Origin of the sequence: Virgibacillus siamensis (assembly GCF_900162695.1) — a bacterium.
Classification (GTDB): Bacteria; Bacillota; Bacilli; order Bacillales; family Amphibacillaceae; genus Lentibacillus; species Lentibacillus siamensis_A.
Window position 1 is genome coordinate 2,493,408 of record NZ_FUIH01000007.1, and the last position, 21,586, is coordinate 2,514,993.

Annotated in this window: 19 protein-coding genes; 7 read left to right on the forward strand and 12 right to left on the reverse strand. The window is 43.3% G+C overall.

Annotated elements, in window-relative coordinates; all coding sequences use genetic code 11:
• Positions 1–30 precede the first annotated feature (30 nt).
• Positions 31–1,503: a sodium/proline symporter PutP gene (putP, locus tag B1K71_RS15985; protein ID WP_077328789.1), complete on the forward strand. Its 1,473-nt coding sequence runs from the start codon at positions 31–33 to the stop codon at positions 1,501–1,503.
• A 261-nt stretch (positions 1,504–1,764) separates the two neighbouring features.
• Here the strand turns inward: putP and B1K71_RS15990 are convergent, their stop codons facing one another.
• Positions 1,765–2,316, reverse strand: coding sequence for a sigma-70 family RNA polymerase sigma factor (locus B1K71_RS15990; protein WP_077328791.1), 552 nt, complete (start codon positions 2,314–2,316; stop codon positions 1,765–1,767).
• A gap of 525 nt (positions 2,317–2,841) precedes the next feature.
• On the opposite strand from B1K71_RS15990, the gene B1K71_RS15995 reads away from it, so the two are divergent.
• The 5 genes from B1K71_RS15995 (at position 2,842) to B1K71_RS16015 (ending at position 7,208) form a co-directional block, all read left to right on the forward strand.
• Entirely contained in the window at positions 2,842–3,417 is a 576-nt protein-coding gene (locus tag B1K71_RS15995; protein ID WP_077328793.1) for a biotin transporter BioY, read from the forward strand.
• Positions 3,418–4,878, forward strand: a complete 1,461-nt coding sequence (locus tag B1K71_RS16000; RefSeq protein WP_077328795.1) for an AMP-binding protein — start codon at positions 3,418–3,420, stop codon at positions 4,876–4,878. It begins immediately after the preceding gene.
• Entirely contained in the window at positions 4,878–6,017 is a 1,140-nt protein-coding gene (locus tag B1K71_RS16005; protein WP_077328797.1) for a thiolase family protein, read from the forward strand. Before B1K71_RS16000 ends, B1K71_RS16005 begins: the two co-directional genes overlap by 1 nt.
• Positions 6,018–6,021: 4 nt before the next feature.
• Positions 6,022–6,441, forward strand: coding sequence for an FAS1-like dehydratase domain-containing protein (locus B1K71_RS16010; protein WP_077328799.1), 420 nt, complete (start codon positions 6,022–6,024; stop codon positions 6,439–6,441).
• 377 nt (positions 6,442–6,818) lie between these two features.
• On the forward strand, positions 6,819–7,208 hold the full coding sequence (locus tag B1K71_RS16015) for a MaoC family dehydratase (RefSeq protein WP_217697241.1): 390 nt from the start codon (positions 6,819–6,821) through the stop codon (positions 7,206–7,208).
• Positions 7,209–7,288: 80 nt separating this feature from the next.
• Here the strand turns inward: B1K71_RS16015 and B1K71_RS16020 are convergent, their stop codons facing one another.
• The 10 genes from B1K71_RS16020 to B1K71_RS16065 all read right to left on the reverse strand — a co-directional run bounded on the left by B1K71_RS16020 (position 7,289) and on the right by B1K71_RS16065 (position 16,301).
• Positions 7,289–8,224 carry an LCP family glycopolymer transferase gene (locus B1K71_RS16020; RefSeq protein ID WP_077328803.1) on the reverse strand — a complete coding sequence of 312 codons (936 nt, stop codon included), beginning with the start codon at positions 8,222–8,224 and terminating at the stop codon, positions 7,289–7,291.
• Positions 8,225–8,372: 148 nt separating this feature from the next.
• Positions 8,373–9,365 (reverse strand): tagatose 1,6-diphosphate aldolase, encoded by a 993-nt coding sequence (locus B1K71_RS16025; protein ID WP_077328804.1) that lies wholly within the window; start codon positions 9,363–9,365, stop codon positions 8,373–8,375.
• 169 nt (positions 9,366–9,534) lie between these two features.
• Entirely contained in the window at positions 9,535–10,464 is a 930-nt protein-coding gene (locus B1K71_RS16030; protein ID WP_077330319.1) for a hexose kinase, read from the reverse strand.
• A 17-nt stretch (positions 10,465–10,481) separates the two neighbouring features.
• Positions 10,482–11,630, reverse strand: coding sequence for an N-acetylglucosamine-6-phosphate deacetylase (gene nagA, locus B1K71_RS16035; protein WP_077328806.1), 1,149 nt, complete (start codon positions 11,628–11,630; stop codon positions 10,482–10,484).
• 18 nt (positions 11,631–11,648) lie between these two features.
• Entirely contained in the window at positions 11,649–12,065 is a 417-nt protein-coding gene (locus B1K71_RS16040; RefSeq protein WP_077328808.1) for a PTS sugar transporter subunit IIA, read from the reverse strand.
• A 76-nt stretch (positions 12,066–12,141) separates the two neighbouring features.
• Positions 12,142–12,957 carry a PTS system mannose/fructose/sorbose family transporter subunit IID gene (locus B1K71_RS16045; RefSeq protein ID WP_077328809.1) on the reverse strand — a complete coding sequence of 272 codons (816 nt, stop codon included), beginning with the start codon at positions 12,955–12,957 and terminating at the stop codon, positions 12,142–12,144.
• Entirely contained in the window at positions 12,947–13,723 is a 777-nt protein-coding gene (gene agaW / locus B1K71_RS16050; RefSeq protein ID WP_077328811.1) for a PTS N-acetylgalactosamine transporter subunit IIC, read from the reverse strand. The genes B1K71_RS16045 and agaW overlap by 11 nt, the downstream gene beginning before the upstream one ends.
• A gap of 41 nt (positions 13,724–13,764) precedes the next feature.
• A complete protein-coding gene (gene agaV / locus B1K71_RS16055) occupies positions 13,765–14,244 on the reverse strand; it encodes a PTS N-acetylgalactosamine transporter subunit IIB (RefSeq protein WP_077328812.1) in 480 nt (159 codons plus the stop codon).
• A 44-nt stretch (positions 14,245–14,288) separates the two neighbouring features.
• Positions 14,289–15,452 carry an SIS domain-containing protein gene (locus tag B1K71_RS16060; RefSeq protein WP_077328814.1) on the reverse strand — a complete coding sequence of 388 codons (1,164 nt, stop codon included), beginning with the start codon at positions 15,450–15,452 and terminating at the stop codon, positions 14,289–14,291.
• 132 nt (positions 15,453–15,584) lie between these two features.
• Positions 15,585–16,301: a GntR family transcriptional regulator gene (locus B1K71_RS16065; protein WP_245799317.1), complete on the reverse strand. Its 717-nt coding sequence runs from the start codon at positions 16,299–16,301 to the stop codon at positions 15,585–15,587.
• Positions 16,302–16,573: 272 nt separating this feature from the next.
• Between B1K71_RS16065 and B1K71_RS16070 the strand changes: the two genes are divergently transcribed.
• Positions 16,574–18,028, forward strand: coding sequence for an NADP-dependent glyceraldehyde-3-phosphate dehydrogenase (locus tag B1K71_RS16070; protein ID WP_077328816.1), 1,455 nt, complete (start codon positions 16,574–16,576; stop codon positions 18,026–18,028).
• Positions 18,029–18,222: 194 nt separating this feature from the next.
• Here the strand turns inward: B1K71_RS16070 and B1K71_RS16075 are convergent, their stop codons facing one another.
• Positions 18,223–21,549, reverse strand: coding sequence for an NPCBM/NEW2 domain-containing protein (locus B1K71_RS16075; RefSeq protein WP_175631936.1), 3,327 nt, complete (start codon positions 21,547–21,549; stop codon positions 18,223–18,225).
• Positions 21,550–21,586: the final 37 nt, after the last annotated feature.

Sequence of the window (21,586 nt, forward strand, 5' to 3'; positions counted from 1 at the left end):
ACAAACCATATCCCTATAAGGAGGAATTTGGTGGAAATCGGAATATTTATTTCTTTGGGCATTTATATGCTCGGAATGCTATTAATTGGTTATTGGTCTTATCGAAGAACAAAGAACCTTTCAGATTATATGTTAGGTGGACGTGATTTGGGTCCGGCAGTCACTGCGCTGTCTGCAGGGGCATCCGACATGAGTGGCTGGATGGTTATGGGACTGCCTGGGGCGATGTATGTAACGGGACTCGCAAGTGCTTGGCTTGCAATAGGTCTTACCATTGGGGCATATGTAAACTATTTAATATTGGCGCCCAGATTAAGGACATACACGGAAATCGCAAAAGACTCCATCACGATTCCCGACTATTTGGAAAATCGTTTTTTTGACACATCTAATATATTACGCCTGATTTCAGGTATCTTTATATTAATCTTTTTCATTTTATATGCATCGGCCGGCATGGTTGCAGGCGGTAAATTATTTGAAAGTGCATTTGGAATGGGATATCACGTCGGGCTGTTTCTAACAGTAGGTGTTGTCGTCGTCTATACGCTGTTTGGCGGTTTCCTTGCTGTAAGCATGACTGACTTTGTGCAAGGTATTATCATGTTTACGGCACTCGTATTGGTCCCTATCGTGGCGATTACGGATGTTGGGGGAACCCAGACATTACTTGATGATTTACAGCGGATAGATCCGTCACTATTGGACTTTTTTAAAGGGGCTTCATTTGTGACAATCATATCCTTCTTGGCATGGGGGCTTGGTTATTTTGGACAGCCTCACATCATTGTACGGTTTATGGCAATAAAATCAATGAAAGATTTAAGGGCAGCGCGTCGAATTGGAATTGGCTGGATGGCCATCTCTATCGTCGGTGCAATGCTGGTTGGCCTTGTGGGTGTTGCCTATTTCAATGGATTCGGGGTCATTAACGATCCGGAAACGGTGTTAATTCATTTTGCCGAAGTCTTATTTAACCCGTATATCACAGGTTTCATTTTAGCGGCAATTCTGGCGGCAATCATGAGTACAGTGTCTTCACAGCTGCTTGTGACATCAAGCGCCGTTACAGAAGACTTTTATCGAACTTTCATTAGACAGAATGCATCTGACAAAGAACTTGTCTTCGTCGGAAGGTTGGCAGTCCTGATTGTTGCGATTATTGCCCTGGTCCTTGCCTATTCACCAAATGATACGATTTTAGGTCTTGTAGGAAACGCATGGGCAGGATTTGGTGCCGCATTTGGCCCGGCAATACTACTCAGCCTGTACTGGAAACGCATGACGATATCCGGAGCAATTGCGGGTATGGTTGTCGGTGGACTGACAATTGTTGTTTGGCTGCTTGTTCCAAGCCTGGCTAACTCTGAACTATATGAATTAATTCCAGGGTTCTTCCTGAGTTTGATTGCTGTTGTTGTCGTTAGTTTAATGACGAAGAATCCGGAAAAACAGGTGCAAGATCAGTTTGAGGAAATGGAAGAGAAAATGAAGGAGTACTAAGGATCACAGCCTGCGTCAGCATGCGGGTTTATTTCCCGGGAAATTTGTCATATAAGGAAAGAAAAGATCGAATAAAATGGAAATGTATCAAAACCCCGCCAATGCTCCTCAGACAGGCGGGGGTTTGTTTAATCTAACAGGAGTGTGCAGGAGTGATTCCTAATCAAGTGCGCCACGATCACAATTCCTTAATGAATCAACCAGCAGGAACACATTACCGTCTCCTGCTGGCCCTTCAAACCAATATATTACACGTCCCTCTCACAATCCAATCTTCTTCCTAAACTCCGCATCACGCAGCTTCTTCCTCATCTCCCTCCCCCAGCCTTTCACAGCATCCTCAGTTGTATTTTCCATCGCGGCTATTTCCTTATACGACATACCCTCAATAATATAAAAACAAATCCATTTCCACTGTTTTACCGTCAAGTTTGCTTTTAATGCCTTCCAAAATTCAGGATCAATCAATGGTTGTACCTGATTAGCGGCAAGACGTTTTAAAACACCACCACCATTGTGATGATTGCCATCCGTATGCTGTATCAACTGGTATTCTTTCACCTTTTTAATCAAATTGTAATAAGCCTTGTCCTTCCGCATTCGATCAATCAGACGATTTCGAATGGAGTAGTTGAAGTATGTAGTCATTGGACCTTTATCCGGCTGGTATTTTTCATAGGCGTTCCACATGGCAATCAGGCCTTCCTGAAAAAACTCATTCTGCGGGTCATTGATGTTCAAATTGTGAATCTGATGGTAAATCCGTCTTTTGTTTTGTTCAAAAATCTCTTCAAAGGCCAATTTACTTTCCATTCACTGCTCCCCTTTATGGTTTAGTAGAAAAATATCCCCTTCATAAATATAATCGCAGCAACCTTTGATTGGGTGCCATAAAATAAAACGATTCCCGAAATCGGGATTTTTCATATTCTAACACCAGTTGGAATAACAAAACCTGCACTATCACGTACAGGTCTAAAACACGCAATCCATGTGACCATAGATTCACAACAGATTATGCCAGTACAAGTTTCGCATTGTCAGTAATTACGGTTCAATTGCTGATCACGAACAAATTGAATTATTTATTTTGCTGTTCGACCCCCACATTTTATAGTCTTTATTACCCAAAACAAATATACCATATTTTTCAAAATTTTGGCATCCTTTTATCGTTTTATCCAAAAGAATCGTTCGCCTTAATCCAACATATTTCGACAGAACCTCGGAAGAATGGGACGGTTCTTAATTGTAAACATATTATAAAATATGGTTGACAATATTCACTTGTTCCATTTATCATTTCTAGTAATCATACATAGAATTGAGGTTGCGGGAATGAAATTGCAAAATATGATGTACATTTCTTTATTTGCGGCAATGATTGGTGTTTTGGGGTTTTTTCCACCCATCACACTGCCACTGATACCGGTACCAATCACGTTGCAAACGTTAGGGGTAATGTTGGCGGGCGGAGTACTTGGTGCACGCCGCGGCGGGTTAAGTTTATTGCTGTTTATTTTACTTATCGTTATTGGCCTGCCACTTCTTTCAGGCGGGAGAGGCGGAATCGGTCCATTAATCGGTCCCAGTGGCGGTTACATCCTTAGCTGGCCGCTTGCTGCCTGGACAATTGGATACCTTATGGAAAAGAACTGGCATTCATTAAATCTTGGTAAAGTGGTCTTATTTAACATGATCGGCGGAATTTTCATCGTCTATTTCTTTGGTGTAACCTATTTGTCGTTTGTCGGTAATCTTTCATGGGGTGCTGCTGCCATTTCCTCCTTGATATTTTTACCCGGGGATCTGACAAAAGCCGTTGTTTCCGGCTTTATTGCAATAAAAATAAGTAAAACGTATCCATTAATAAGTAAGATTCACAATGAAAAACAACTGAAAAGAGTGGGATAAATGAGTATCGGAATAAATATAAGAGACATGGCAAGAAAACAACCGGATAAAACAGCCATCATGTATGAAGATCACACGATTAGCTATCAACGTTTCTACCGTACAATTTGTCAGTTAAGGCAGCAATTATACACTCTCCCGCATCAAAAGGAAACACAAAAGGTAGCTATTTTGATTGGAAATGAACCAGCCTTTCTGGAGTTGTTTTTTGCTGTCGTAACCCTTGGTTGGACAGCTATTCCGTTTGATCCCAAATGGAGCAAACGGGAGGCGGAAAGTATTATGAATAAGGCAAAACCCGATTTCGTCTTTACGAGCAAGCAATTTTCCGAAACAGCCGCTTATTCCTTTGAGGCGGCCTATGATATAGACAAACTGAAAGAAACACCAACAAACCGAAACGAAGATGTATGGAGACCCTATGAAGATAAACCTTTTTATCTCGGTTTCACATCCGGATCGACTGGTACACCTAAAGGCTATATTAGGAGCCACAAATCCTGGTTAGCCAGTTTTACGGCGGCAGAAAAAGCATTTCATTACGATCATAACGCCATGATCCTGGCACCCGGACCATTATGTCATTCATTATCATTATTTGGCGCGGTACATGCATTGCATATCGGTGCGACGTTTCACCTTACATCTAAATTTAAACCAGAAGCAACACGAAATATTTTACATAAAGCAGAAGGAGCAGTTATGTATGCCGTCCCAACCATGCTGTATGCACTTGCTGCCAAAAATAATGTTCAAAATATGAAGAAGCTTACTTTTCTCTCATCAGGTGCCAAACTGAATCCGGAAGTGAAAGGCCAGTTGCAGCATGTATACCCGAACAGTACTATTTTTGAATATTACGGTGCTTCCGAATTAAGTTTTGTTTCCTACACACCTGAAAAGGAATCGGAAAGTTTTTCAGCCGGTGTCGGAAAACCCTTTCCTGGCGTTCATATAACGATACGCGACAAGAAAGGACAATGCGTTCCAAATGGTGAAATCGGCAAAATCTTTATTGATAGTGATTTTCTATTCTCCGGCTATGTGAACAACCCCGCCGAAACGAACGAGGTGTTAACAAGATATGGAGCATCTGTGGGTGATTTAGGGTTTTTGAATGATAAAGGTACCCTGTCCATTATTGGCAGGGAGAAAAACATGCTGATTAGTGGCGGGTTAAATGTATACCCGGAAGAAGTGGAAAAAGTGATAAAAGAAGCGGATGCTATTCAGGAAGCAGTTGTTGTTGGGTGTAAAGATGACTATTGGGGTCAAAAGATCATTGCGCTTATTCAATGGAAGGAACATAACCAAGCATTTGATCTGACATTACACTGTAAATCCCATCTTGCTACATACAAAATTCCGAAAGAATTTCATCATGTTACCACATTTCCGTACACATCCAGCGGGAAAATTGATCGAAAAGAAGTCCAAAAATCTATTGTGAGGTTAAACTGATGAATACACCTGTTATTGTACAAGCAAAACGGACAGCTATCGGCAAAGTTGGCGGCATGTTTAAAAGCGTGGCACCAGAGAAGCTGGGGGCTTCTGTCCTTCAAACACTTGTAGCCGAAAGTAAGGTTGAGCCTGAGAAAATTGATGAAGTGATTCTCGGTAATGCTGTTGGACCTGGGGGAAATATAGCCAGGCTTACAACATTGACAGCGGGATTTCCGGTTGAAGTCCCCGCGGTCAGTGTTGATCGTCAATGCGGATCAGGACTGGAGACAATTAACATAGCATGCAGGCAAATTCAAGCGGGGGCCGGTGAGATTTATATTGCAGGCGGAATAGAAAGCAGCAGCCTTGCTCCATGGAAGCTGGAAAAACCCTCTTCCCTTTATAAAGCTCCGACACTTTTTACCCGGGCACGCTTTTCCCCTGAATCAATTGGTGATCCTGAAATGGGGCTGGCAGCCGAAAATGTTGCGGAGGCATACCATATTTCACGGGAAGAGCAAGATCAATTTGCATATAATAGTCATCAAAAAGCAATCACAGCAAGAGATGCGGATCGATTTTCAAATGAAATTGTCGTTGTTCAAGGAAAGGACCAGGACGAATGCCCCCGTCCAGGCTTAACGATGAAGACGCTCACGAAATTACCACCAATTTTTAAAAATAATGGAACCGTAACTGCCGGTAATGCATGTCCTGTAAATGATGCCGCTGCAGCAGTCCTAATTATGTCCGAAAAAAAGTGCTGGGAACTTGGCTTAAAACCGATATTGAAGTTTGTCGATGCTGCCAGTGCAGGTGTCGATCCGAATCTGCTTGGTATTGGTCCCATTCCCGCAGTAAGAAAACTATTAAAAAGAACACAATTAACCATGACTGATATTGACTTGGTGGAATTCAATGAGGCATTCGCTTCTCAGGTACTGGCTTCTATAAACGAACTTGAAATTCCTCCCGACCGGCTAAACATTGGCGGAGGTGCACTCGCTTTCGGCCATCCGTATGGAGCATCAGGTGCCATACTGGTGACACGTCTATTTACTGAACTACAGCGAATCAAGGAAAAGCGGGCCATCGCGACACTTGGAATTGGCGGTGGGCTTGGGTTAGCAACCCTCTTTGAAGGATGTGAATAAAGCCATGATTACGGAAGGGCTTGTAACAGAAAAAGTTGATATTATGATTACAAGGGAAATGATACGTACCTATTGTAATGCAATCGGGGAAACAAATGCTATATACCACAGCACTAAAGCTGCAAAAGCTGCTGGTTACACTGATTTAGTGATACCTCCAGCATATCCAACCTTGTTTTGGCAGGATATCAACATTCCGTGGCTCAGCAACCAATCATCCATAATCCAAAGCAGCCAAACCTTCGACTATCAGGAACCTTTAACAGCAAATATGACCTACACCTGCTTTATTAAGCTAACAAAAGTGCGTACATCCGGGAACAAACAATTTCTACAACACAAACTATACATTACATATAATCATACAACAGCAGCAACAAGTATTACAACACTGGTGAGGCCGGGACATATCAAAAACGTGTAATTCAAAAGACGAACAACAAGGAAATTAGCGAAGGAAATATACGCAGACTCCTTGAAAAAGGAAAGCACTTTTTCTTCGTGCGATGTAACGCTACCGAAGCTTTCCTTGTCCTGCGGGAAGATAGGCCTAGGTGAGACCCCGCAGTGCGACGAGCGGTACTTCCACCGAGTATGCTTCGAGTTGCGAGGAGTGCTGCTTCTCTGAAATCACTTGCAACACGACGAGCACCAAGCACGAGGAGGCTCATCAGCCGCCCGCGGAAAGCGAAGTATATTTCCGGAGCGGCTATACGCTCCACTTTCTAATTTATTGTTCGGGTTTTACTTTGGATAATCCACTTTTGTCCTAGCCTCCAAAAGAAAGGAGAAATGTTTCGAATGCAGCCATTGGTGGAGGAAATTTTTCCAAAAACAATTGAAACTACCTTAACAGCTGAAATGGTAGAACATTATGCAGTCGTTTCCGGTGATGATAATCCCATTCACCTTTCAAAACGTGCAGCATCACAGGCGGGATTTCCAAACAAAGTGGCTCATGGAATGCTGACAATGGCTATCAGCACACAGTTGGTCTCCCCTCTACTCGGGAAAACGTGGATGATTCAATCAGTTGCATCCACATTTTTATCCCCTGTCTATGTAAATGATCAATTAACTATTACGGGATTTGTATCGTATTATCGCGATGGTGTGCTGCGTATCAAAATACAAGCACAGAATCAAAATAGGAAAATGGTTATGAGAGGAAAAGTGACTTTGGAAGCATAGGGACGGTTCTCTTGCTTCCAATAAAGCACAGGAACCATCCCCACGCTTTGGAAGCACAAGACCGTCCCATTACTTCCCAATCACTCACCAAACCCCACAACCATTTCATGGGCTTTGGCAATTTCTTCTTCGGGCATGATCATATAATATATCCCGTCAATCTTCGTACCATTGCCGGCCATTTGATACGTACTTATATTTTTTCGGGCACTGCGGTAATTCATGGCCAAACTGCGCATATCTTCAAAATTCATATTGGTTGCCATGTTATCGCCAAGGACACTCATTATATCATCAATCTGATTGACGATATTCACCCCTGCGCCTTTATCAATAATGCCTTCAATAATCTGGCGCTGCCGCTGATTCCGTCCCAAGTCGCCTTTTGGATCCTGTTTGCGCATTCTGGAATATGCCAGTGCTGCCTTACCATCCAACTGAATCTGACCAGTCCCGAAAGTATAACCGCCCTGGGAGAATTCCTGGTCATTATTAACGGTAATACCGCCAACAGCATCGACCAGTTGCGCCAGACCTTCCATATTCATGCGGACATAATAGTCCAGATCGATATCCAAAAAGTTCTCAACCGTATCGACAGACATTTCACTGTTTCCAAATGCATACGCATGGTTGATTTTATCCTCAAATCCTTTCCCGATGATCTCCGTACGTGTATCGCGCGGAATACTTAAAAGCTGCATTTGATTTTGATCGGGATCCAGCGTCATGACAATCATCGTGTCAGAACGGCCTTTGTCATTTTTCCGTTCATCCACACCCAATAACAGTATATTTATCGGTTCCTTGTCCTCCACTTTCTTCTTGGAAACACCCACATCTATTCCTTCAACCGGCTTATGGAGTTCATTATCCACTGTGCTTTTAACATTTTGATAAATGGAATAAGCATATGCGCATCCGCCAATCACCAGCACGAACAGCACAATTAAGGGGATCCAAAGCCATTTTTTCTTTCCGCGTTTCGTTTGATTTTTTTCCTGTCGAGTTACCATACTGATACTTCCTTCTTAGTAAAATATTACTACTATTCTATTAAATCATGTTATGGTCTATTCGGCAATGTAAAAAATAAAAAATTTCCATTCAGCAAATAAGCAGAAAACCAAGCTCAAATCTGAACTTGGTTTTCATCCCATTATTTTATTCAACAAATTCCGTCCACGGTGTTGCCGTATCTTTAATCGCTTTTTTTACATTTTCCAGATTCTCCACCCCGGTTGTTTCGAGCCATTGATAATACGCTTCCTTGCCTTCTTTTGCGAATGGGTGAACGCCGTCTTTCCAGATGGCGCGTCCGCAAAGGCAACCGCTGAATTTGGCACCTGCTTCTTTGGCAAAATGCAGTGTTTCAATAAACTGTTCATTTGTTACGCCGCCACTTAAATAAATGAACGGCAGATGGCTTTTTTCGGAACATGTACGATAATACGTTACCGCTTCTTCCTTGCTGAACACAGGCTCATAATTATCATATTGCCCGTAACCTTCGATATTATAAATGGATACCGGCACTTCCACTTTCAATAAGTCGATACCATATTTCTCTTTGGAAAACTCCTCCATGAAGTATTCCACAATTTCCGGTTTCCGCCTGGCGAATGCAGCACTTTTTGATCCAAAACCTTCCGAACTGTAGGAAACAGGCTCCAATATGAACAATAGGTCATTTTGCCTGCATTCATCGCCAACCCGTTTTATGAATGCTTTTTTAATCGTATTATATTTTTCTTCTTCATTGTGATCGTAATAGATCAACAGCTTCAGCGCACTGACGCCTCTTTCAACTAAATCCCGGACAGCGTAATCGTCTACCAAATTCGGAAGACGTCCTTTTTCAGAAGCATCATATCCGGTTTTTTCATAAGCCATGATTAAACCGATATCATCCTTTAATTTACCGGCAGCGCTCCAGCCGTACTCGGGGTCAAGCAAAAGGGAAGAAGACTGATTCCCAAGCACTTCACTCACGCCTTCTTTAAACTGACTTAAACCCGCTTCATAGGAAATACTGTCATTATATGCGGTGATCATTTTTCCCAACGATCCCCGCTGATCCATCGCCGTTGCTAAAACAACATGCTCGTCATCCGAAATTAATTCCAAACCGCGTTTTTTTCCTGGTGTTAGTTTCATATAAATATCCTCCAATCTTCGAAAACCTGAACGTGCGAACTTCTCATCAAGTCGTGCGATCTCCCGCCGAATCGTGCGAACTTCTCATCAAGTCGTGCGATCTCCCACTGAATCGTGCGAAATCCTCGCCCAATTGTACCTACTCTCTTATGCCCTGCAGCCAACAACATCAAATTTTTTCCACACGAATCCGATCCATGCACCAGCTTATTTTTTCCGGATTGATGGAACCGGTTTTGGCTTCCATCGCATTCAGAACACCCATGGCCAGTCCATATTTAATAAATTCCACATCGACCAGCCCGCGTGAAAATCCCGAGGCAAAACCGGCTATTACCGCGTCACCTGAGCCAACCGGGTTTATGGCGTTAACTGTTGGGGTTGTCACCCGATAGGTTTCCTGATTGCGTTTCACAATCGCGCCTGATGCCCCTGTTGTCACAACAACCCAGGGAACGCTTGCAAATCGCTGCGATGACAGCGCATCAATGATTTGCGCTTCATCGTCTATTTTTTCACCAAGCAAATCAGCAAGTTCATCCTGATTTGGTTTCATTAAGAAGGGCTTGTTCTCACCCGCAATGGTATGCTTAAGCAGCTCACCCTTTGTATCAAGCAATACAGGTGTATTATGCCGGTTGGCAATTTCCACAAGCCGCAAATAATAATCTTTCTCCAGACCTTTAGGCAAACTTCCGGAAATGGTTACGATATCCACCTTTTTTACGTACTCCGAAAATTGATTTATAAATTTCAACGCTTCATCTTCGCTAATTACCGGACCAGCCTCCAAAATTTCGGTCTGTTGTCCTTCATGAAGCACTGCGATACAATTTCGTGTATCGCCATTTATGTTGACGAAAAAATCTTCTATACCAAGCCCGGAAATTTCCGTTCGGATAAACGCACCTAAGCTTCCACCCAGAAATCCCGAGGCCGCTACTTCTTCATCAAGCTGCTGCAATACCCGTGCAACGTTTAAACCCTTTCCGCCGGCAGTTTTCGAAACGTCAGCGACACGATTAACTGCATCAAGAGAAAATGTATCAAGTGTATAACTGATATCAACGGAGGGGTTTAAGGTTACGCTTAAAATCATATGATCACCCGCCACTTTCAATTATTACGGTATTTTATCTCCCCTGCGACGGCAACCGCCTGTATTGAGATATCCTCATCCATCACAACGTAATCAGCAAGTTTGCCGTCCGCAATACTGCCAAGCACATCTTCCCGGCCTAGACTTGCTGCCGGTGATAAGGAAGCACGGTGCCAGACTTCATATAACGGCTTGCCGCTCCATACATACAGGTTTTTGACACCATCAACCAATTTCAATGTGCTGCCTGCCAAGGAACCAGTTTCCGTTCGGGCAATACCATCCTTCATCACAACCGGAAATTCACCAAGCTGATAGTCACCATCAGGCATTAATCCGGCACGCATACAGTCCGTTATCAATGACAGCTTGTCCTCTTTTGTTCGTGCTGCAAGTGCTGCTACTTCCGGATGTACATGATGGCCATCACAAATCAGCTCAGCAAATGCACGCCCATCTATCAGTGCCGCCCCTGCAACACCTGGTTCGCGATGGTGCAGACCTGACATGCCATTAAACAAATGGACGAAATTCCGCGCTCCGGCATCGACTGCACGCCGACACGTATCAAAATCCGCATCTGTATGTGCCAGACTCGGCAATACTCCATCATCACCAACGGCACAGATGAATTCCAATGCGCCATCACGTTCCGGTGCAAGTGCAATTTTTACAATGGAACCTTCCGCAAGCTGCTGCCATTCCCGGAATTCCTCATAGTTCGGATCCCGAAAATAACCCGGATTCTGTGCACCTTTATGTTTTTCCGTAAAATAAGGACCTTCCAGAAAAATTCCTTCCGACTGCGCCCCGGCCAATCCTCGCTGAACGGCATTTCTCACTGCCGAGATTGCCGCATTCAAATCTTCTTTTGACGACGTTAAGGTAGTCGGTAAAAATCGTGTAACTCCAAGTGGCAAAATAGCCTTGGAAATCCCCTGAACCGCATCAACAGTGCCATCCATTATGTCATGGCCGTTGATGCCGTGAATATGCGTATCAAAAAGGCCGGGTGCAATTGTATAACCACTCCAGTCAACAACAGTCGCATCTTCCGGCACTGCATCAACAAACACACCGAACCGATTATCATTCACCTGTAAATATCCGTTTGTTTTTTCTTCATTTTCCAGTAAAAAACGATCTGCTTTTATGAAATGTGTCATGTTATACCTTCTTTTGATTTAGATTCCGTCCTCTTCTGATGCCGCTTGTTTTTGTTTCATTTCAAACTGCTTGATATTGTCTTTACCCTCTTTTAATACCGTCTCGACAAATGCATCAACAGCTGATTCACGCTGAAACATACCGCTTAACAGCATTGGTGAGTTCGTACCGCCTATTACCCTTACGTTCCTTTTGGCAGCTGCAATGCTTGAACATACATTAAATGGCGTTCCTCCTGCTAAATCTGCAAAGCAAACAACCCCGGAACCCGTATCGACATTTTCGATTGCTTGATTTATTTGTTTCTCAAGCTTGTCTTTATCCTCTTCAAACGGAACAACTTCAATCTGCCTCACTTTCCCGGTTATTAATTCAACAGATTCCAGCATCCCTTCAGGAAATGATCCATGACCGGTCAACACCATTCCTATCATCTTTCCCACCCTTTCTTATCGAACCGAACCTTGAAGGAAAGGCATTCCGGTATCCGGAAAACCTCCCCCTTCAAAATTATAATACGTTAAAATACGAACCTATTAATCCAACAACGACCGTTACACCAATCAACGCTAATGGAGATCGTCCCTTTTTTAGTAACCAATACATTAACAGTGTATATGCCAACGGAAGCATTGCCGGCATAATTTGGTCCAGTACGTCCTTCTGAATGTTTAATTTCGATTCACCTTGATCCCACACATAGTCAATTTCAAATGCTACATACGTTGCGATAAGCCCACCTACAACGGTTAACCCGACAATCGATGCGGCACGGGACACGTGTTTCGTTCCTTCTTTCAATTTCGCGATTGCCTTGACACCTGTGTTATATCCATATCGCATCAGTCCAAAGCGAACACCAAAGTGAATAATGTTAAACATAATCAGGAATACAATTGGACCAAGGAAATTTCCATCAACTGCAAGCGATGCACCAATACCGGCAGTAATCGGAAGCAATGTAAGGTAAAACAATGCATCGCCAATTCCACCAAGCGGTCCCATCGTTGCAATCTTAATACCACGAATTGCTTCCCTGTCCTCTTTCTTACCTTCCATCGCGAGAATAACACCCATGATGAATGTGACCAGGAATGGATGTGTATTGAAAAATTCCATATGATCTTTCATAGACTTACTTAAATCTTTTTTATCTTTATGAATGTGACGAAACCCCGGCAAAATTGAATAAAGCCACCCACAAGCTTGCATTCTCTCGTAGTTAAACGATGCCTGCAGCAGCAATGATCGCCATACTAAATGACGCAACTGTTTCGGCTGCAGATTCTCCGCTGGTGTCTGATCTTCATACAGATTAGATGCCATCCGTCAGTTCCTCCTCTCGAGGTGCTTGATTATCCGGACCCTGCTTGTTTTTATTCTGATAAAAGTCATATAACGCGATCGCTAAACCGATAAGCGCAACTGCCAGAATCGGCATTTCCAAATAGGCTGCCAAAACAAATCCGACAATAAAAAACATAACATATTCGACCTTCATCATAATTTTCAAGAGCATCGCAAAACCAATAGCCGGCATGATTCCTCCAGCAATCGACAACCCGTCAATAATCCATTGCGGAACCGTTTCCACAAAAGCAGCAGCTTCTTCAGCTCCAAAATATATCGGCAGGAATGCAATGAGCGCGTTAAATACAAATAAAATCATGACCCCTAAATAGTTTATCCTGTCAATCCCCCGATAATTGGCATCCAGTGCAAACTGATCGGCTTTATGCATCATCGGAGCAAATGCAGTAAAGAACAACGTAATCAGCCCCTGTACTGCCACAGCAAATGGAATTGCGATACCAACGGCTGCCTGTGGGTCCTCACCGGCTATAATACCGAACGCTGTACCAATCACACCACCGATTACAACGTTAGGCGGCTGTGCACCGGCGAGCGGGACCATCCCCATCCAGATAAGTTCCAATGTTCCCCCTACAATTAATCCGGTGGTAACATCCCCCAGGATAAGACCGACTACCAGCCCTGTAACGACCGGCCGGTGAATGTGCGTTAACCCGACATAAAGATCAATACCGATAATTCCGGCCCACAAAGCTATTAACAAAGCCTCCATTAACATGAACGTAACCCTCCCTTTGGATTCGTTGCTAGTTATCTATTTCAAAGTAAATCCAATATATTCTGTCCCCGCTCATCAGGGACCCGGCGCAAGTCCAACTCAACGCCCAGCTCCCCAAGACGCTTAAATGCCTTAATGTCTTGGTCATCTACGGACACAGTAGATGAAATCTGTTTTTTCCCCTCTTCATAATGCATGTTACCTATATTGAGATGGTCGATTGGAACACCACCTTCTTTCAGTGTCAATGCGTCATGCACATCTCGTACGACTAAAAAGATTTTTTGACGGGGTGCCGCCTTGTGAATGATGTCAATTGTCTTTTGCAATGTGAAAAAGCGTGTTTGAATCACATCAGGCAATACCATATCCATTAGATTTTGCTGTACCTCATCCTCTGCTACCTTGTCATTTGCAACAACTACCAGATTTGCACCGAGGTGATTCACCCAGGTAACCCCTACTTGTCCATGAATCAGCCGGTTATCAATTCGTGTCAGTAATAAATTTGGTCCAGACATATTTGTCATCCCCTCCGCTATTTTTTAAAAATAATGCTGAATACTTATTCAGCATAATCGTATAATGTTACACCCTGCACAACGCGATTCACACGGCCATCCGGGCTTGGATTGTCCGGTGTTATGCCAAGCTGCAGTGATTTATTTAGAGCAAGCGTCTGTGCAAATATCACATATAGTAAAGCAAGGTGGAAATCCCCGGATAACATTTCTTTTCCGGCCGCAACCGGAATCATCCAATCGGCCAGGGCTTCAACTTCGGAATCTGCTTTCTCCGTAAGTGCAATCACCTTCACGTCCGAATCATCACCGGCAATTTCCCGCAAAATATCCATATCGTATTTTCGTGTATACGGATTCTGTGACATAAACACGACAACCACCGATTGATTGTTTAAAATAGACTTCGGACCATGGCGGAAACCAAGAGATGATTCATGCACAGCAACCACTTTCCCCGCGCTTAATTCGAGCATCTTCAATGCCGCTTCATGAGATAATTGCCCCAGCATTCCCGAGCCCAAATAAACGATACGTTCAAAGTCAAAGTTAAGAATCTCATTAATATTGTCTGGCAGGAATTCTACCAGTTTTTCTGCATCAGAGATTACGTGATTATCAAAATTTTTCGGGGTAAACAGCGTGTAAGCAGTGATTAGCATACAGGTGAAGCTGCTCGTCATCGCAAACCCTTTATCATGCGCCTTATCCGGCGTCAGGATTGTTACTGCATTTTCATCCTGCTTCGCATTCTCGGCCAGCTGCCCATCCTTATTGCACGTGATGACCACTTGATAGAAATCATGAATAATCTGTTCACCAAGTGCCACGGTGGCTACGCTTTCCGGGCTGTTTCCGGATCGGGCAAACGACACCATAATTGTAGGGACATCTCTCTGCAGATATTCTTCAGGATTTGAAACAATATCTGTTGTCGGAACTGCATCGAATTGAATATTTCCGTTATTCTCCCTGCGCAACACCGGCACAAGCGTATCACCGATAAATGCAGATGTTCCCGCTCCCGTTAAAATCACCCTTACATGATTATGTTTTGAGTAAATTGAATCTAAAAAGTTATTCAATGCTTCCATTTGTTCAGCAAGTGATTCTGTAAGTTCCTTCCAAACCTCAGGCTGCTGGAAAATTTCTGTTGCAGTATGAATTGCCTGTTTAGAACGCAATTCTTCTTCAGTAAACCCTAACATGTTAATTCCTCCATCTAGCTATTATATTTTGTGGTTATGTTGTCATTACCAGTTTTCCTGTAAAAATAACTCTATTAAGTGTCATTATATACCGGAAAGCGAATCATACCACCACTTCTACTTAATAGAGTTTCAAGTTAGCTCCACGGTGTAATCGAACTTGTCACCACGGGCTACGCTAATAGTATATTCAATCAATTTTTCATTATGATAAGCAAAACGCTTAATCAGCATGGCAGGCTGATCTGCAGTCATGCCAAACTGCTCCGCTTCTTCCTTGCGTATACTGGTTGCGGAAAAACGCTCAATTGCTTTTGACACGCCTACCTGATAATCCTCGGTAAACACATCATACATCGGACGTTCCACCAGATCCTTTTCGGTCAAATGCGGAAACGTCTTCTTAGGAAGATAGGACGTTTCGTACATTAGGGGCTCGTCGTCAGCAAGCCGGAGCCTCACCACTTGAAAAGCCTCATCCAACGTGGCCATACCCATCTTACTTGCCAGCCTTTCATCCAACGCAATTTCACGGAATGAAAGAACTTGAGTTGCAGGTTTCTTACCAATTGCTTTCATCTCTTCCGTAAAACTGTACAGCTTGACCAAGTTCTGATTATAACTTTTCGGCGAAACGAACGTCCCCTTGCCATGAAGCTTATAAATATAACCCTCGCGCTCCAGTTCCTGCAGCGTTTGCCTTACTGTTATGCGACTGAGATCATAGACCTCACACAACTCACGCTCGGAAGGCAGCTTTTCCTCTACCTGATATTCTCCTGCATCAATTTTCTTTATTAAATCTTCCATTAGCTGTAAATACAGTGGAACCCTGTTTTTCTTATCCAATTCGTTACATCCCACCTCCTTGCAATGTGGTAACTGGTATTTTTGGTTATTATGTGGTTATAACCAGTTGAATTAAGTATAGTGTATCGTTTGAAAATTGTAAAGGATTTCATTTTAAGAAACCAATTCCTGGGTGATCACTAGGAATATTTAATCAAATTATTTATAAAATTCATTTCTTTTAAATTTTTCTGTTGATTTGGTAGCGCTTTCTAAAGTATGATAAAAAACATGCCTCTTAGACCAAAAAATAATAGGAAAGGAATGGTGTGATGAATAAAGTAGAATCTATCAAGGCATACCCATTTTTGCTGAACGGGGAGTGGAAAAGCAGCACTTCGGAAAGGACGATTGAGATGCAATCTCCATCCGGCGCTGGAATTCCAGGAAAAGTGCAGGCGATGACAGAAAGTGAAGTGAATACTGCTCTGACAGGTGCGAAGGATGCCCAAAAGGAATGGGGCCGGAAATCCTTCGATGAACGTGCCCGTTTGCTTTATTCCTGGGCGGATCAGTTGCTTCTGATGAAAGATGAGATTGCGGAGACAATCATGAAGGAAGTGGGAAAAGGGCTTGCTTCAGCGGAAAAAGAAGTCATTCGAACAGCTGATTTTATCAAATATACAGCCGAAGAAGGCAAAAGACTGCACGGTGAATTAATTAACGGCGGCAGCTTCAACTCCGGGAGTGCCAATAAGTTTGCACTCGTGAATCGGAATCCTGTCGGCGTTGTACTCGCGATTTCACCCTTTAATTATCCAGTCAATTTGGCAGCAGCGAAAATAGCACCTGCGCTGATCGCCGGAAATGCCGTTGTTTTCAAGCCTGCAACACAAGGGGCAATCAGTGGAACACGCATGATTGAAGCACTTGACAAGGCAGGACTTCCTTCAGGGCTTGTCAACCTTGTGACAGGCAAAGGATCAGAAATCGGCGACTACTTAATTACACACCCGCTTGTTGACCTCATTAATTTCACAGGTGGTTCTGACACCGGCAAATCAATTTCTGAAAAAGCTTCAATGGTTCCAGTAATTCTTGAACTCGGCGGCAAAGATCCGGCAATTGTTCTTGAAGATGCTGATCTTGACAAAGCGGCATCCGATATCGTCAGCGGCGGTTTCTCCTATTCCGGGCAACGCTGCACGGCGATTAAACGTGTCCTTGTCATCGATAACAAGGCGGATAAGCTAGTCGAGAATATAAAGGAAAAGATGGAAAGTTTGAAAGTTGGCGCTCCCGAAGACAATGCCGATGTCACTCCGCTGATCAACCGTAAAGCGACCGACTTTGTCACGGGATTAATAGAAGATGCAATTGAAAAAGGAGCCAGGGTTGTCAGTGGAAACCACCGCGAAGGAAACCTAATCTATCCAACGTTGCTTGATTGCGTGACAAAAAATATGGCGATTGCATGGGAAGAACCATTCGGACCGGTCATTCCGGTAATTCGCGTGGAAAGTGTCGATGAAGCAATCGACATTGCAAACGAATCGCAATACGGGCTTCAAGCGAGCATTTTTACAAAAAATATGGAACAGGCGATCCGGATCGGCAATGAATTGGAAGTCGGTTCCGTTCAAATTAACGGTAAAACCGAGCGCGGCCCTGATCATTTTCCATTCCTCGGCGTCAAAAGTTCAGGGGTCGGAGTGCAAGGCATTCGTAAGAGCATTGAATCGATGACCCGTGAAAAAGTAACTGTATTGAACATGAGCCAGGGGTAATTGGGAATCGGGCAAGACCATTGATGTTATCTCAAAATGGATAGCGCTTTTTATTTAAATTGATTGGGACTAATTTGTCCCTGCCAAGTCAAAATGCATCCCGGAAAAGGCTTAAAAAGGTCGTCCTGCCCAGTAGATATTGATATAAAGCAGAAGGAAACATGGGAACTGTCCCCATGTTTCCTCTTTGCTTCTCAGTCACTGTTATCGTTTTGCCCAACCATAATTTTGGCGTCCGCCCAATCGGCATGATCACTTCCGTTGCCGTTTCCGCTGTCGGTTACGACCAGCTTAAGAACATTTACGCCTTCAATATTAACGTCAACAGTTTTCGTTTCAGATGTTTCCGTCATCAATCCGCTATCAAAGAGTTTTTTACCATCACCCCAGACTTGGAAAATAACACTTGAAGGACTGCCATTCCGCATTTCATCATCAACGCCAATATCAGCGGTAAATCTGGAACTATGTCCACCTAGATAATAAGTTACTTCAGATTGTGCGTGCACACCCAATCCTTTTTCATATGTCTTGCCATTAAGGGTTATTGTACTACCATCACCTTCTGAATTTCTGCCGTTGCTGGTATCTAATTCAACCGGACCCCAACCGTTTTGAGGTTCATCCAAAAACGGCAGTTCACTGATGAATGTATCTTGTGTTGGTGGTGGAGGCGCAACTTGAAGCGACAATGGCGAACGGACACGAGAGCCTTTTCCTTTTCCGGGGGTACGGAATAACGCCTCTGAAAAGAAATCAACAGTACCCCTTTCAGCATCTTCAGGAACAACAACTTCCCAAGTCACCTGAACCTTTTCTCCCGGATCCAGGTGGGGAAACGATTTCTTGGAAACAGAATTCACTTCCCACCCCCTTCGCGTATATAATTCAACTTGAACATCACGGGCCCTTTTTCCCTCAACGTTTTTTAAAGTTGCGTTTATTTCAGCTTTGCTGCCTGGCTCAAACATTTCTTGGGAAGTATCAAGGGACAAAAGTATCCCCGATGACGAATCAGCTTTAAACACTTGAAATTCTTTTAACGAATAACCATAACCTGACGCCCTGTGGGTACCAAGCATCCTTACATACCGTGCTTTGACCGGATCAAAATGAATGTTGTCAATTTCACCGTCTCCAGTTGTCGTTGAATAAACGGTTGTCCAGTTTTCAGCATCATCAGACACCTGTAGCTTGTAACCACTGCCGTATGCTGCCTCCCAATTTAGTTGAACGCTGTCAATCATTTCGCTTCGCCCAAGATCAACATAAATCCACTCATTGTCGTTATATGCAGAAGCCCATCGCGAATGAGCATTTTCATCAACAGCATTTTCAGGAGTCAGCTGACTTGTTTCAGAAGAAGAGGCGACAACGTCTTTAAACGCAGCGACATTAACGTCCTTATACGAGGCATCGGCGAGTTTTTTAATTTCATTACGATTCAACGAGCGGTTGTAAACCCGGAAATCATCAAGCCTTCCTTTGAACGATTTTGTTTTGCTGCCAATCGTACTTAAAGGCAATACAAGCGTTCTGTTTGTTGTATCCCTTAACTCCCCATTGACATAGAGCGATGTTCCTTCCGGCGTCCCGGTTAATGCGAGATGCACCCATTGTCCGACAGGTAACGAATAATCAAATGAAAAATCATAACCTTCACGGGAGAACCCAATTCTGTGTGTTTCTTTCTGGCTGAGCTTTAGAGCCCCGTCCGCGGATTCGAGAATAACCTCTTCAGATTGTTTATCATCAAGTTTTACCCACATCGAGGTCGACCATGGGAACCCTTTGCTTAATAACTCTGTGCTTATACGATCGCTGGAACCATCAAATACAGCTGCTCTTCCATATCGGCCATCTTTTGACCTTTCGATTCCATTCGCTTCCCCGACATACCCGTTTCCGGAACTGTCTTTCACACGATCGCTTTTTCCTCTGTCAAAGGTGTAGTGAATAATTGAATCACCTTTTGACGGTATTTTTCGAAGTAAGTTTGTTCCCGGTGCTGCACCGATTTCTTTCGATAATTTTTCGAATTCCTCAAAGGATTGCTCCGTTTCTCCGCTCCACATTTTTTGCGCGAGCGTTGGCAGTGCATCTCTTACACGTTCATGTACGTCGAACCTTGTATAACCATACCCAATCTTGTCATTCCAAACGGCGAACATACCTCCAAGTAGATGAGGATTGTCCTCCGACAGATTTAAATCCGGATTGGATAGGCTGAAAATATTCGGTTCCCATTCTTCGTATAGCAATTTCGTATTTAAATAATCGTTGTAATAGCCTGCATACGGAACCATATATAGAAGTGCATCATTTGTATTGATCACATCAAACCCTGCGTTAACAGCATCCACAGGATTATGCCACCCGTTGTTCCAAATGTTTAGCACGATATCCTTGTCAACCGGAGTTTCACCGGGGAATTGTGATAAACTTCCCCACGCCCTTGTTTTTTTACCATTGTTTTTCATAAACTTATTTAACGTATTCATATATTCTCTGTAAATCTCCATCGTTTCCGGATTTCCTGTATAAAATTCATCTGCACCAATATGGACATATTCGCCCTCAAAAAAATCCAGGTATTCACCCCACACCGATTTTACAAAATCGACCGTTTCTTCTCGTGTAATATCAAGATGATCGACCGGTAAATCCGGATGGACAAGATCCGGCCTGATTTTGGTAAGCGCCAGTGCATGGCTTGGTGTATCGATCTCCGGTGTAATTGTCATGCCGTGTTTTTGTGCCAGATCCATTAACTCCTGAAACTCCTGCTTTGTGTAACTTCCATCTGTTGCTGTCAGTTTCGGGTACGTATCGTTTTGAAGGCGAAATGCCGAATATTCATCCCAATGTTCCCGGCTGTTATCTTTAAAAATTTCATTATCACTCAAATGAATTTGGAAGTCGTTCATCTTGTACCAGGACATGACCTTGACATATTGTTTTAAAAAACGCATCGGGAAAAACTTGCGGGCAACATCAAGCATAAAACCGCGCTCCTGGTATTTCGGCCAATCTCTTGCCGTCCCTTTCGGAATATGGCTTTTTTCAGAGTCCTGCACAAGAATCTGCAATGCTGTTCTCGTTCCGAAAAAAACGCCTGTATCCGTATTCGCGCGGATCGTTACGTAATCTTCCACTTCGAACAAATAACCTTCATCACCTATACCTGTATCCGAAGATTCCAATGTCAGATAAAAATCACCCTGTTGAGGTTGACCAGCCTCAACAGATAATTTTCTTCCCGTAATATCCAGCAAATCTTTTTGTAAAACTTCTGCTGTCTTATTTAATTTCTTAGTATACTGCGGGTCTACAACAATTTTTGACGTCTGAACAATGCTGAATGAACCAACCCCGCCTTGCCATTCACGCAAACCTGGGATAACCTGTGGCTTTGGATTCACTTCAGGCGTATCCGCTGCCGAAAAGGACGAGGGCAGAACCGTCAGTAACGACATGAACATAAGGCATACACAGAAGATTGTAACAAATTTCCTTTTCATCCTATTTACCTCCATTTAAATGACTTGACATTAAAAC

What these genes read in the sequence shown, in the direction of transcription:
- B1K71_RS16005 (WP_077328797.1), top strand. Translation starts at nt 4,878, where the DNA reads ATGAATACACCTGTTATTGTACAAGCAAAACGGACAGCTATCGGCAAA.
- B1K71_RS16010 (WP_077328799.1), top strand. Translation starts at nt 6,022, where the DNA reads ATGATTACGGAAGGGCTTGTAACAGAAAAAGTTGATATTATGATTACA.
- B1K71_RS16015 (WP_217697241.1), top strand. Translation starts at nt 6,819, where the DNA reads ATGCAGCCATTGGTGGAGGAAATTTTTCCAAAAACAATTGAAACTACC.
- agaV (WP_077328812.1), bottom strand. Translation starts at nt 14,244, where the DNA reads ATGTCTGGACCAAATTTATTACTGACACGAATTGATAACCGGCTGATT.
- B1K71_RS16060 (WP_077328814.1), bottom strand. Translation starts at nt 15,452, where the DNA reads ATGTTAGGGTTTACTGAAGAAGAATTGCGTTCTAAACAGGCAATTCAT.
- B1K71_RS16040 (WP_077328808.1), bottom strand. Translation starts at nt 12,065, where the DNA reads ATGATAGGAATGGTGTTGACCGGTCATGGATCATTTCCTGAAGGGATG.
- B1K71_RS16020 (WP_077328803.1), bottom strand. Translation starts at nt 8,224, where the DNA reads ATGGTAACTCGACAGGAAAAAAATCAAACGAAACGCGGAAAGAAAAAA.
- B1K71_RS16025 (WP_077328804.1), bottom strand. Translation starts at nt 9,365, where the DNA reads ATGAAACTAACACCAGGAAAAAAACGCGGTTTGGAATTAATTTCGGAT.
- B1K71_RS15990 (WP_077328791.1), bottom strand. Translation starts at nt 2,316, where the DNA reads ATGGAAAGTAAATTGGCCTTTGAAGAGATTTTTGAACAAAACAAAAGA.
- B1K71_RS16030 (WP_077330319.1), bottom strand. Translation starts at nt 10,464, where the DNA reads ATGATTTTAAGCGTAACCTTAAACCCCTCCGTTGATATCAGTTATACA.
- B1K71_RS16045 (WP_077328809.1), bottom strand. Translation starts at nt 12,957, where the DNA reads ATGGCATCTAATCTGTATGAAGATCAGACACCAGCGGAGAATCTGCAG.
- B1K71_RS16070 (WP_077328816.1), top strand. Translation starts at nt 16,574, where the DNA reads ATGAATAAAGTAGAATCTATCAAGGCATACCCATTTTTGCTGAACGGG.
- B1K71_RS15995 (WP_077328793.1), top strand. Translation starts at nt 2,842, where the DNA reads ATGAAATTGCAAAATATGATGTACATTTCTTTATTTGCGGCAATGATT.
- nagA (WP_077328806.1), bottom strand. Translation starts at nt 11,630, where the DNA reads ATGACACATTTCATAAAAGCAGATCGTTTTTTACTGGAAAATGAAGAA.
- B1K71_RS16000 (WP_077328795.1), top strand. Translation starts at nt 3,418, where the DNA reads ATGAGTATCGGAATAAATATAAGAGACATGGCAAGAAAACAACCGGAT.
- agaW (WP_077328811.1), bottom strand. Translation starts at nt 13,723, where the DNA reads ATGTTAATGGAGGCTTTGTTAATAGCTTTGTGGGCCGGAATTATCGGT.
- B1K71_RS16075 (WP_175631936.1), bottom strand. Translation starts at nt 21,549, where the DNA reads ATGAAAAGGAAATTTGTTACAATCTTCTGTGTATGCCTTATGTTCATG.